We start from the raw sequence: 12631 nt of genomic DNA on the forward strand, positions 1-12631 counted from the left end.
TCCTGAGGCCGCCAAGCAAGGTCCTGCGGACCTTTTCGCAGCTTCGCCTTGGCTCAGCAGCGGCTACAGGGTCACCCAGCGCTGTTCGGCGGCGGCAAGGCGAATCGCCGCCGCCAGGCGCTCGACCTGCCAGGCCTCGGCGAAATCCGTTCCGTCTTGTCCCTGGCCGCTAAGCGCCATGATCAGCTCATGGACCTCCAGGGTCTTGAGTTCGTTGTAGCCCAGTTGATGGCCCGGGGCCGGGCTGAAGGCGGCGTAGCCGGGCAGGGCGGGCCCGGCCAGCAGGCGCTGGAAGCCGCTATCGCCGGCCCGGTACAGGCGCAGTTCGTTGAGGCGTTCCTGGTCGAAGGCCAGGGTGCCGCGGGTGCCGCTGATCTCGAAACTCAGGTGGTTCTTGTAGCCGTGTTTGAGCCAGCTGCTGCTGAAGGTCCCGCGGGCACCGCTGGCGAAACGCAGCAGGGCATGGGCCTGGTCGTCCACGGCGATCGGGCGCTGCTCCTGGCTACCGGCGCTGGCCGGGCGTTGGTGGTGCACGGTCTGGCTGTCGGCGCAGACCGCCTCGACCTCGCCCAACAGATAACGCGCCATGGCCAGCAGGTGGCTGCCCAGGTCGGCCAGGGCGCCGCCGGCGTGCTGCGGGTCGCAGCGCCAGGAGAAGGGCGAGGCCGGGTTGGCCATGAAGTCTTCGCTGAACTCGCCCTGGAAGCTGACGATCTGCCCCAGTTCGCCGCTGTCGATCAGGGCCTTGGCCTGCACGATCATCGGGTTGTGCTGGTAGTTGTAGCCGACCCGGGTGACCACCCCGGCGGCCTGGGCCGCTTGCTGCATCTGCTGCGCCTGTTCGACGCTGACCGCCAGGGGCTTCTCGCAATACACCGCCTTGCCGGCCTTCAGCGCAGCCATGGCCATGGGGAAGTGCAGGTGATTGGGCGTGGTGATCGCCACCAGGTCGACCCTGGGGTCGTCGATCAGCCGTTGCCAGTCGCCGTGAGCCCGGGCAAACCCCCAGGCCGCCGCGCAATGTTCGGCGCGCTGGCGGTCGGCATCGGCCAGCGCCGCCAGGTGCAGGCGCACCGGCAACTCGAACACCGCGCTGACATTACGAAACGCCAGCGCATGGGCCCGCCCCATGAAACCGGTGCCGATCAAGCCTATTCCAAGTTCACCCATAGCCGGACCTTTCAGAATTCTTATTGTAAGGAGGGCTATTTATGGAATAAAAATTCGTTAATTGCAATCCATAGAATAAATTTTCAGTGGCAGCGCCGCTGCTGCTCGACAACCCGGCCGGGAAAAGCGAAGGGTGCAAGTAAAAAGGCTATGTCCCAATAGCCTTTTTTATGTCTCGGCCTCGCTTCGCGTGCCCTGGTCACCTCAAAAGAGCCTGTTCCACAGGCGCTTGAGCGCATTCGGCTGTTCCGTCCGCTCGCCGGTCGATTGAGGTGCCGAGGGCGGCGGGGAAGGCCGCGCAGCGGACGGGCGCGGCGCTTGGCCACTGCGTTTGCGCTGCTCATGCTGGTCCCGGAGTGCGAGTAGCTCGGGGTTGTCCGGACGGGCTTCCAGGCCATGCTTGATATAGGCCCGCGCCAGGTCGTGATCGCCCTTGGCATACGCGCTTTCGCTCATCTCGGCGTAGAGCAGCGCCACCTGGTTCAACCCGGCCAGTGCCTGGGTGTTACTCGGCTCCAGGCCGAGTATCTGCCGGTAATAGAACACCGCGCTGTCATCCTCGGGCTCCAGCAGGTGTTCTTCGGCGATGCGCTGCTCGGCCAGTTGCCGGTAGCCGGCGATCCGCGCCGCGGCTACCCGTTGCAGTCCTTGCCGGGCCTGCGCGCTGGCTTCGTCGAGCTGCAAGGCCTGGTTGAAGAAATACTCGGCATTGTCCTGCGCCGGCTCGACCAGCTGGCCCGCCGCCAGGCGATGTTCGCCACGCGCCAGCAGCTCGGTGATCTCGATCCGCTGCTGCAGGTACAGGCCGGTGCCGCTGGCAGCGCCGAGCAGCAGCAGGCTGCCGAGTGCCCACAGCGCCAGGCGCCTGTTCGAACTGCGCCGGCGGGCGGGCTCGGGCTCGGCCTGGGCCTGGAGCGGCGCAGGATCGATCAGGGCCGGCGCGAAGCGGGTAGATTCCAGCTCCACCTCGCTGGGCTCGTCCGGTTCGTCCGGTTGCTCTGGCTGGTCCAGCTCATCGAGTGCCTGCAGCAGCGCCCGGCAGTCGGCGAAGCGCTGGTTGGGGTCCTTCGCCAGCATCCGCTCGAGCACCGCCTTGTACGGGCTGATGTGCGCCGGCAAGCTCGGCGCCGGCATCTGCACGTGGTTCATCACGGTCTGGGTATAGCTGGCGCCACGGAACGGATTGGTACCGATGAGCATCTCCAGGAAGATCACGCCCAGGCTGTAGATGTCGGTGCGGATATCCAGCGGCTGGCACTGCGTCTGTTCCGGGCTGCTGTAGGCCGGGCTGCCGACCGCGATGCCGAGCCCGGTGAGCTCGCTGTCCATCTCCAGCGCCTTGGCGATGCCGAAATCGGTGATCACCACCGTGCCGTCGCTGCGGAAGAGGATGTTCGCCGGCTTGATATCGCGGTGGATCAGGCCCTGCTCATGCACCACGGCGAGGCCGGTGGCGATCTGCCGGACGATATCCAGGGCGCGCGTCGGCTCGAACACCTCGCCCTTGTGCCGGGCCAGGTCGCCGCCGCCGACGAACTCCATGGCCAGGTAGTAGCGGCCATCGGCCAGTCTGTTGATGTCGTGGATGGTGATGATCGTGGGGTGGTGCAACGAGGCGACGATATGCCCCTCGCGGATGAAGCGCTTGCTGAACGCCTCGTCATTGGCGTTGAGCAGTACCTTCACCGCCACCTTGCGGTGCAGCGACTCCTGGGTTGCCAGGTAGACTTCGGCCATCCCGCCTTGGCCAAGCCGGCTATGCACGCTGTAGCCGGGTATCTCGGGTAATCGTTCGTCCATGAAAGAATCCGTGAGCAGCCGCTGATTGGGGGTATCGCCGATACTGTCGGGCCGGATGTCACCCGTCGGATCGGGTCTCTAATTAATATTAATAAGAGCGGGGAACTTTTCCGATAGTTCCCGGCTCGCCGTCTGCCGCCGTCCTGGCGTTTCGCGCTGCGCAATGCCGGCATATGAGCCTATCCTGGGCGCTGCAAGCGACCGCCGGCGGTCGTTCAGCAGCGCTTCGTAGCCCAACGGAGGTGAGCCACATGTCACGAATGGTTTCGCTCCTGGCATTGCTCGGCGCCTTGTACCTGGCGCTCTGCGTCGCGGCGTGGGGGTTGCAGCGTTCGCTCATCTACTTCCCCCAGCCCCGCGCCATCGACAGCCCCGCCACGCTGCTCAGGCTGCCGGTCGCCGACGCCGAGGTGCTGGTTTCCGTGAGGCCCCACGACGGCCCGAAGGCGTTGCTCTACTTCGGTGGCAACGCCGAGGACGTGTCCCTCAACCTGCCGGAGTTTGCCCGGGCCTTTCCCGAGCATGCACTCTACCTGCTGCACTACCGAGGCTATGGCGGCAGTTCCGGATCGCCCTCCGAGGCGGCCATCGCGCGCGATGCCATGGCCTTGTTCGACAAGGTGCAAGCCGCCCACCCGCGTATCGTGGTGGTCGGGCGCAGCCTTGGCGCGGCTGTCGCCGTGCGTCTGGCCAGCCAGCGTCCGGCATCGCGCCTGGTGCTGATCACGCCGTTCCACAGCCTGCAGGAGTTCGCCGCCAGCCAGTTTCCCTTTCTTCCGGTGAGATGGCTGCTGTGGGACAAGTTCGAATCCTGGAAATACGCACCGCGCATCGCCGTGCCGACTTTGCTGATCGCCGCCGAACACGACGAAGTCATCCCGCGTTCGAGCACCGAGACGCTCTATGCGCATTTCGCCCCCGGCGTGGCCAGGCTCGAGGTCGTCCCGGGCGCGGGGCACAATTCGATAGACGCGAGCCCGCGGTTCCTGGAACTGCTCCGCAGCGGGCTGTGAGCGCGCCGGCCTTCCGGAAGCGCCGGCTTATGCCGGCTCCTCGCTCCTGTCCTGAGACATAGCCAATAAAAAGGGTGCAATGAACAGTCATTGCACCCATGGGCCGATCACCTGAGCAGGGTCAGAACTGGAAGGTGAACCCCAGGTTGACCGTGCTGCCACCGCCATGGCCGGACACCAGCCCGGTGTAGTTCAGCGACACCAGGGTGTCTTTGCTCATGGCCATTTCCGCAGCGGCCTTGACCACCGCGCCATCGCGAGACACCGGCACGCCGTTCACCGCAAAGGCCGCCGCACTGCCGGCAAATTTCAATGAGGTTTCACGATCCAGGTCGCCGTACTGGTGTTCCCAGCCCAGCTCGCCACGCAAGGTCACCGAGCGGGTGGCGCTCACCGGCAATTGCGTATGACCTCGCAGGCCAAGGGTCGAGAGCGTTGCGTCCTGGCTTTGCTTGCTGGCATGCAAGGCTGCTGCACCGCCGCGTTCCTTGAACGAGTCATTCTGGAAGTTGATGTAGCTGAGGTTGGCGAAGGGCTCGAAAGCCGCCCACCGGGTGTAGCCGATTTCGCCGAACACCTGATCGGTACGCGCGTTGTAGTTGGCTTTTTCATGGCTCGACTGGTTGCCGTACGCCACGTCACGGGAAGTGTCGAAGCGGTGCCAGGTGCTGGCTCCGCCGAGGCGCAGGGCGATGCTGTCGAAACGTTTGCCGCCATAGATCGACAGGTGATAGTTGTCGCTGTCGGCGGAAGTCCTGGAGGCTCCGTTCAGATCGGTTCGGGTGTAGCCGGTTGCCGCACCGACGCGCCAGCCATCGCCGACCTCGGTGTCCAGACCGAGCAGGACGCCGGTGGTGGAAGTGCTGTAGCGCGTGGCGTTGTGATCGGCGTCGACTTGCCTGTGGCCACCGAGCAATTGCACCCAGCCACCATTGCTGCTGGCCTGGATATCCATATCGGTATCCAGGACCTGAGCCTGTTGCAGGCGGCCGTTGACTGCGTCACGCAGGTAACGGCTGTCAGCGATCTGCGCAGCGGCGATGTCGGAGTGCACCTGGCCATCGAGCTGGTTGAAGGCTTGTCGCGCCAGTTCCGCCGAGTCGGAGGCCAGGATGCTCTCGTACACCGGATTACCTGCGCTCAATGTGTCGATGGCGCTGGCGACGGCACGCTCGTTACGGGTCAAGGCTACGCTGGCGAACGCGGTCTGGTTGCGGTAGATGCCCAGGCTCAGCTGGTTCGGCTGGTAGTTCAGGCGGGTGTCGAGGAACAAGAAGCTGGGGGCGACGGAAGCGAACTGGCCGTTGATACCCTGGCTGGCGCTGAGGATGTTGAACTGCTGGCCCAGGTAGCTGCTGGCCTGGGCCGCAGACAGCAGGTTGGGGCTGTTTTCCATGGAGAGGGTGACCTGCCCGCCGTTGAGAGTAGCCACGCCCGTGCTCTGGAGGGTGTCGGTCTGCCCGTTGGCGGCGACTTCCACCGCGTACACCGAACCCGGGTTGAACGTGACGTCGCCGGTGTGCAGGGTGCCGACCGAATGGCCGGGGGCCACGGTACCGCCGTTGTTCACCAGCAGGGTGTCGATGCTGCCGTTACCCGCCAGGGTGCCGCCGATACGGGTGACCACCTGGTTATTGGCATCGACGGTGCCCACGGCGCTGCCATCGACCGTCACGCTGGAGGTCAAGCTGCCGTCTACCGAGAGCTTGCCGCCACGGACCCAGGTACTGCCCGAATAGCTGCTCTGGCCGTCGAGTACCAGTTCCCCATCCCCGGACTTTATCAGGCTGCCGACATAGGTCTGGCCGGTCAGCGGGTCCAGGCCGCGGGTCAGCGTCGCCTGCTCCCGGGCCATACCGGTCTCGTACTGGAATTGATCGTCCGCCGAGGCCCCGGCCGGTAGACCGTTGACCCAACCTTTGTGCTGCTTGATCGCGCTCCAGGTGGCCTGTTCGGCGGCGTCTTCGCTGCGTCGGGCACGGATCGCTTCGTCGGAGATGTCGTTGGCCCAGATATCGCGGGTGCCGGCGGGCAGCGCCACGGCCAGTGCACCGACGAACTGTCCCGGGCCCTGCATGGCCTTTTTCAGGTTGGGCAGGCCCCAGCCGTTGACCACCCCTGGCACCTGCGGGGTGCCGGGAGCGGCGTCGTGCACCGGTTGCAGGTTGTCGTAGGTGCGTCCGCCCGTCCGGTCGCCGACGGGGGTGTCGGGGCCGTCCGGGGTTTGCAGGGTGGAGGTGGTCAGCAAGACATCGCGGGCCTGGCTCGCGGTCATGTAGGGAAAGCGCTGGATCACCAGGGCCAGGGCGCCGGAAACGCTGGGGGCGGCCGCCGAGGTGCCGTTGGCGTTGGGGATGATCTCGCCTTCCGGTCCTGCGGACGGAATGCCGGAAACCCCCATGACGCACCACCACTTGGAGGTGCCGCAGCGGTTGTAGACCTGGGCGCCGCTCTCGTCATAACCGGTGATGGACAGCCACTTGGATTCCAGGTCCGGCTTGAAATAGGGGAGGTTGGCGTTGGTGTCCGGGTTGGCGCCATGGCTGTCGTTGCCGGCGGAGATGATCTGGATGAACGAGTACTGCCGGCCGGCGTCGGCCATGGCATCCATCCAGGTCTTCTGGCCCGCGTGGGCCTTGTCCCAGAACGGCCGGTAGGCGGCGGTCATGTCCCTGAGGATATCCTGCGGGCTGTCGCCGACAGTGCCGAAGTGGTTCTCTATGTCATTACGCGAGTTCTGCCCCCAGCTCTGGTTGACGATCGACACTTTTTTCGCCGCCAGCGCGTCGTAGCTGGCCATGAAGGCGTTGTAGTCGAGGTCGTTGGAGCCTTGATAACGGTCGTTGTCGCTGCCGCCGGTGTTGGCCACGAACAGATTGGCGTCGAAGGCGATGCCGTGCATGCCGGTACCATTGCGACTGGCCGCCAGTACTCCGGACATTTCCGTGCCGTGGCCGTCGTTGAAGCTCGGGTCGTACTCGCCCGCAATACTGAAGTGCTCACCTTTGTGGAACTCGCCGGCAGGCACCTCCAGCCGATAGCGCGGATGGGTTGCGTAGTATTCGCCGGTAGAGGTGACTGCCTGCACACGGTTTTCGCCTGCGGCGTTCTTGCCCTGGAATTCCGAATGTTCACTGAGGATGCCCGAGTCCAGCACGCCGACGTTTACCCCTTTCCCGGTGATACCCAGGGCATAGGCGTAATAGGCGTTGGTCCGGTCCAGGCCGGAGTTGACCTGGGCTTCCGGAGTCTTCCAGGTTTGCGCGTTATTGCTCCAGTTGCCGGTCACGGCGGACCATGACTGTCCGGCATTGAGTTGTTTGTGCAGGTCCGTGGCCACACCCGGCTCTATATAGGTATAAGGTTGGGCCGCCGGCAGGTTGGCAATAATCGCTTTGGCGAAGTCGAATATGTTCTGGGTATAACGGCCGGAGTTGCTGAACAGGCGGCTTTTATAGCGATCCAGATTGTTGTTGTAATCAAGTGGCTTGCTCGTATCGCCGAGCATTGCACTGATCGACAGGTTTTCCGTCTGCAACTGGTAGTTCTGCTGGAGCAACGAGTCGAACTTTGTCGATTGTGCGGCAAACTCTTTGGCTGCCAGGTCCAGGGTATTGCCTACACCAAAACGTAAGTTGGTATACACGGCGCTGCCCGGCGCGAATGACGCAGCGGCTTTCCTGAACGCAGCCTCCAATACCTGGGGTGTATAGGGCGAGCCGGTGGGCGGATTATCTGCCAGAGCCATCTGGCCCTGACCCAGCCACAAGGCGATGGCCATTGCGACAGGGCTCAGGGAAGCTGGTTTTAAACGGTTGCTGCGTTTGCCTGAATCGATACCTGCTACGTCCATGTTCCTTTTCCTTGAGATATGTCCTTGGTCGAAACTGATGTTTCGATCTCTTGTAATAGGCAGGGTGTAAATGATGGGTTGAAACAAAGGTGCTGTTTAGAAGCACGTGATGTGTTTATTGTTTTTACTGAGCAATAGGGAATTCAGTCGCGGTTATCGTTACTGTCTCGCTTGATACTCACTAGGTGGTACATATTAAGAGGTCGACAATCAACGAATGGTCAGTTGTTGATCCTCAAGTTGTTTTTCTTTAAGACACACATCGACCTCCGCTGTTTTCAAACAATGGTTTTTCACATGAGTGGTGTTGCAGAAAACTAACTGCGAGAGGGTTATAGCATGACAAATGAGCTTGTAACAAAATATTTATAGAGTGCTACGAACTTGATACCAGAACTGTGACAGGTTTGGTTTTCTGTTTGAGAAAGGTTGGGGCGAGGTGTGGGTGCCGGGCAATAAAAAGGCAGCCCGCAGGCTGCCTTTGTTGTATTGCGAAGGTCGATCAGGAAAGGAAACCGCCGTCCACGTTCAGCGACACGCCCGTGGTGTAGCTCGAGGCATCGCTGGCCAGGTAGAGCACGGCGCCGGCCATTTCGCTCGGGTCGGCCACGCGCTTGAGGGGGATCTGCGCCAGGGCGGTCTTGAGGATGGCGTCGTTCTTCACCAGCGCCGAGGCGAACTTGGTGTCGGTCAGGCCCGGCAGCAGGGCGTTGCAGCGGATGCCGAACTGCGCGCATTCCTTGGCGAAGACCTTGGTCATGTTGATCACCGCGGCCTTGGTCACCGAGTAGATACCCTGGAAGATGCCGGGGGACACGCCGTTGATCGAGGCCACGTTGATGATGCTGCCGCCGCCGTTGTCGCGCATCAGCTTGCCGGCCTCCACCGACATGAAGAAGTAGCCGCGGATATTCACGTCGACGGTTTTCTGGAAGGCGCCGAGGTCAGTGTCCAGCACGTTGCAGAACTGCGGGTTGGTGGCAGCGTTGTTGACCAGGATGTCCAGGCGCCCGAACTGTTCGCGGATGCCGGCGAACACCTGGCTGATCTGCTCCATCTCGCCGATATGGCAGGCGATGGCGGTGGCCTTGCCGCCAGCGGCGACGATGGCATCGGCCACATGCTGGCAGCCTTCGAGCTTGCGGCTCGAGACAATCACATGGGCGCCTTGCTGGGCCAGCAGCTTGGCGATGGCTTCACCGATGCCGCGGCTGGCGCCGGAGACGAAAGCGATCTTGCCGTCGAGGTCGAACAACTGGGTCTTGGACATGGTTTTTCCTTATTGTGTGCCTGGCGCGTCGGGACGATCAGAGGCTGGATTTCTTGATGACCTGCAGGCTCATCTGCTCCAGCAGCTTGTTCATGTGAATGAACTGCGCGAAGCGTTTGTCCTGGGTCTGGCCATGGAAGAAGCGGTAGTAGATCTGCTGCACGATGCCGGCCAGGCGGAACAGGCCGTAGGTGTAGTAGAAGTCGAAATTGCCGATCTGGATGCCGGCGCGTTCGGCGTAGTAGTCGACGAACTGCTGGCGAGTCAGCATGCCCGGGGCGTTGCTCGGCTGGCGGCGCATCAGTTGCACCGGCGCCGGGTCGCCGGCTTCGATCCAGTAGGCCAGGGTGTTGCCCAGGTCCATCAGCGGATCGCCGAGGGTGGTCAGCTCCCAGTCCAGCACGCCGATGATCTGCATCGGGTTGGCCGGGTCGAGGATCACGTTGTCGAAGCGGTAATCGTTGTGCACGATGCTGGAGGTCGGGTGATCGGCCGGCATCTTGTCGTTGAGCCAGGCCTTGACCGCTTCCCACTTGGGCGCATCCGGGGTCAGGGCTTTCTCGTAGCGGTCGCTCCAGCCCTTGATCTGGCGTTGCACATAACCTTCGGGCTTGCCCAGGTCGCTCAGGCCGCAGGCCTTGTAGTCGACGCGGTGCAGCTCGACGAACTTGTCGATGAAGCTCTTGCACAGGGCTTCGGTCCTGGCCGCGTCGAAACCCAGCTCCGGCGGCAGGTCGGAGCGCAGGATGATGCCCTTGACCCGCTCCATCACATAGAACTCGGCGCCGATCACCGATTCGTCGGTGCAGTGCACATAGGCTTTCGGGCAATACGGAAAGCCGTCCTTGAGCTGGTTGAGGATGCGGTATTCGCGGCCCATGTCGTGGGCCGACTTGGCCTTGTGGCCGAAGGGCGGGCGGCGCAGGACGAATTCCTGCCCGGGGTATTCCAGCAGGTAGGTCAGGTTCGAAGCGCCGCCCGGAAACTGGCTGATCTGCGGGGTGCCGGTCAGGCCAGGAATATGCGCCTTGAGGTACGGATCGATCAGGTTGGCATCGAGTTCCTCGCCGGAGCGAGTACGGGTGGACTGGTCAGTAAGCGCCATGCTTATCCCTTCTGCTTATTCTGGAGGCCAGAGATTATTGGCTAATCTAATGCGCCCACCTGAGCGCCACAATCGCCGAAGGCCTTTATAGGTGAGCGTGTTGCCGGGCAATCATTGCTTTTGATACAAGCGTTTGAATGGGCCCGGCTTGACTCTAGTCCAGTTCGCCGGGCCTGAATGAGTATTCCGACCGGAGCGGCGCACGGCACTGTTTCTGCGTAGCGCCGAAGGCGCCCAGCGCGGGGCATGGCCTGCGTGGCGTCTGTGGCGACGCCTGGTTCAGTTCGGGGCAGGCAGGGCGATGGGGGTCAACAGCGGCTGGCCGCTGAAGTGGGCGACGAGGTTCTTGCCCACCAGCTCCACCGTGGCCTGGGTCGCTTCCGGCGACAGCCCGGCGACGTGGGGCGTCAGCACCACATTGTTCAGGGTCTTCAAGGCGTCCGGCACCCGCGGTTCGTCGTCGAATACATCCAGGGCCGCGCCGGCGATGCTGCGTTGTTCCAGGGCCTGCAGCAGGTCGGCGGTGTTCACCACGCTGGCGCGGGCGATGTTCACCAGGAAACCCTCCGGCCCCAGGGCCTGCAGCACGGCTTTGTCGATCAGTTGGCGAGTGCCTATGCCGCCGGGCGTGGCGACCACCAGGAAGTCCGAGTGCCGCGCCAGTTCGGTCGGGGTCGGGCAGAAACTGTAGGGCACGTCGCTGCGGATCTGCCGGTTGTGGTAGCTGACGCTCATGTCGAAGCCATTGGCGCAGCGCTTGGCGATGGCCAGGCCGACGGCGCCGAGGCCGAGCACGCCCAGGCGCTTGCCGGCCAGGGACGGACGCATGACTTTCGGCCATTCGCCACGCCGCACGGCGGCATCGGCGCGGGGGATGTCACGCACCAGCGACAGCAGCAGGGCCATGGCATGGTCGGCCACCGACGAGGCGTTGACCCCGGCGCCGTTGCTCACCGCTATGCCACGGTTGCTCGCCGCCTGCAGGTCGACCTGCTCGTAGCCGGCGCCGATCACACAGATGATTTCCAGGTGCGGCAGGGCGGTGATTTCTTCGGCGCTCAGGCCCAGCGGACCACGGGTGAGCACCGCGTTGATCTGCCCGGCATGGGCCCTGATGGCGTCCGCCCGCTCGCTGGGCGTCGGCGCGAGGATCAGGTGGAAGCCCTGGTTTTCCAGGATCCACAGGTAGTCATTGATGGTTTCGACGAGGACCAGAACGGTGGCGGGCATGCGTGTCTCCTGAAGGACTGAAGAGGGACGGACGGCGTACGGCGCAGCGATGGCAACCGGCGTACAGCTCCTGGAGCTGCGGTACCGTGATAAACCACTCAAGCGCTCAAGATTGCGGATTGCAGGGTGCTTTGGCAAGGCGCGGTCGCGGGTTTTTCCCGCGACCGCGGCCTGGAGAGCGTCGCCGCCCTCGAGGGCCTTATCGCCAGCAAGCTTGGCTCCTGCAGAAGCAATCTCAACTCTGCCTCGCTCCTGCAGAGAGGGCATTCAGAAGCGGATATCGGCGGTTTTCACTCGCCGGACAAAGGCGCCGTCCAGGGTCGCGTTGTGGTGGTCGATGATGGCTTTGGCCGAGAGCAGCGGCGTGTCCATGCAGGTATGGGCGTCCTCCGCCAGCACGGCGGCGAACCCCAGGTCCAGGGCGGCGCGGCAGGTGGCGTCGATGCAGTACTGGGTTTTCATGCCGACGATCACCAGCTCATCGACCTGCGCCGCCCGCAGGTGTTCGGCCAGCCCGGTGCCGACAAAACAATTGGGGCGGGTTTTGTCCAGCCGCCGATCGCCGGCCTCGAGTTGCAATTGCGCCAGCAGTTGCCACGGCGCGCTGCCGGCGGCGATGGGCGAGCCTTGCGGGCCGGTATGGCGCACGGCGATCACCGGCGCGTCGGCCTGCCGGGCGCGGTGGATCAACTGGTTGATGTTGTCGAGCACGCGCTGCCCCTCGAAGGGCTGCTCTGGCCCGTGAAACAGGCCGACCTGCATGTCGACGATCAATAGGGCGGGGCGCTGGGCCTGGGGTGACGGCATGGTGTTTCTCCTTGTGAGCCAGCTGGACGGAGAAACAAAAGGCCCCGTCCATTGCTGGCGGGGCCTTGGGTTCGACTGCGCTGTTGTCAGCTCATGCAGCGACCACACGACCCGCCGGAAGCGGTCGTGGTGGTCGTGCGGGTGAGGTGGCGCGGGAAGAGATTCATGGCGCCGATCATGGGGCCGGGGTTCGCCCACTGTCAATCCGAGGGGATGCTTGTTTGGGCCGGGCGTGGGCGTAATCGACATCCCCGTGGATGACGCTGACCTTGCTTCAGCTTCTTGAGCGCAGGCGGGTCAGCGCTCCTGACCAGCAGGTCGCTTTCAGGACACGATGGGTCGCCTGGGTGCAATCGCCGGACCATGGCGATGGGCAAGCTTCC

Annotated in this window: 8 protein-coding genes; 1 reads left to right on the forward strand and 7 read right to left on the reverse strand. The window is 63.6% G+C overall.

Annotated features, from left to right (window positions below):
- Window positions 1–63: 63 nt before the first annotated feature.
- Both BMY68_RS04760 and BMY68_RS04765 read right to left on the reverse strand, forming a co-directional pair.
- Window positions 64–1170 (reverse strand): Gfo/Idh/MocA family protein, encoded by a 1107-nt coding sequence (locus BMY68_RS04760; protein ID WP_085531335.1) that lies wholly within the window; start codon window positions 1168–1170, stop codon window positions 64–66.
- Between the two features lie 204 nt (window positions 1171–1374).
- Complete coding sequence (locus BMY68_RS04765) at window positions 1375–2970, reverse strand: serine/threonine-protein kinase (RefSeq protein WP_085531333.1); 1596 nt, start codon at window positions 2968–2970, stop codon at window positions 1375–1377.
- A gap of 251 nt (window positions 2971–3221) precedes the next feature.
- Between BMY68_RS04765 and BMY68_RS04770 the strand changes: the two genes are divergently transcribed.
- Window positions 3222–3983: an alpha/beta hydrolase gene (locus BMY68_RS04770; RefSeq protein ID WP_085531331.1), complete on the forward strand. Its 762-nt coding sequence runs from the start codon at window positions 3222–3224 to the stop codon at window positions 3981–3983.
- 121 nt (window positions 3984–4104) lie between these two features.
- On the opposite strand, the gene BMY68_RS04775 is transcribed toward BMY68_RS04770, so the two are convergent.
- The 5 genes from BMY68_RS04775 to BMY68_RS04795 all read right to left on the reverse strand — a co-directional run bounded on the left by BMY68_RS04775 (window position 4105) and on the right by BMY68_RS04795 (window position 12248).
- On the reverse strand, window positions 4105–7836 hold the full coding sequence (locus tag BMY68_RS04775) for an autotransporter domain-containing protein (RefSeq protein WP_085531329.1): 3732 nt from the start codon (window positions 7834–7836) through the stop codon (window positions 4105–4107).
- Between the two features lie 502 nt (window positions 7837–8338).
- Window positions 8339–9106: an SDR family oxidoreductase gene (locus tag BMY68_RS04780; RefSeq protein WP_007923881.1), complete on the reverse strand. Its 768-nt coding sequence runs from the start codon at window positions 9104–9106 to the stop codon at window positions 8339–8341.
- Window positions 9107–9143: 37 nt separating this feature from the next.
- A complete protein-coding gene (locus BMY68_RS04785) occupies window positions 9144–10211 on the reverse strand; it encodes a phosphotransferase family protein (protein ID WP_009043417.1) in 1068 nt (355 codons plus the stop codon).
- 279 nt (window positions 10212–10490) lie between these two features.
- Window positions 10491–11441, reverse strand: coding sequence for a 2-hydroxyacid dehydrogenase (locus BMY68_RS04790; RefSeq protein WP_085531327.1), 951 nt, complete (start codon window positions 11439–11441; stop codon window positions 10491–10493).
- A 267-nt stretch (window positions 11442–11708) separates the two neighbouring features.
- Window positions 11709–12248 carry a cysteine hydrolase family protein gene (locus BMY68_RS04795; RefSeq protein ID WP_085531325.1) on the reverse strand — a complete coding sequence of 180 codons (540 nt, stop codon included), beginning with the start codon at window positions 12246–12248 and terminating at the stop codon, window positions 11709–11711.
- Window positions 12249–12631: the final 383 nt, after the last annotated feature.

The organism is Pseudomonas sp. NFACC41-3 (genome assembly GCF_900109505.1).
GTDB classification, from domain to species: domain Bacteria; phylum Pseudomonadota; class Gammaproteobacteria; order Pseudomonadales; family Pseudomonadaceae; genus Aquipseudomonas; species Aquipseudomonas chlororaphis.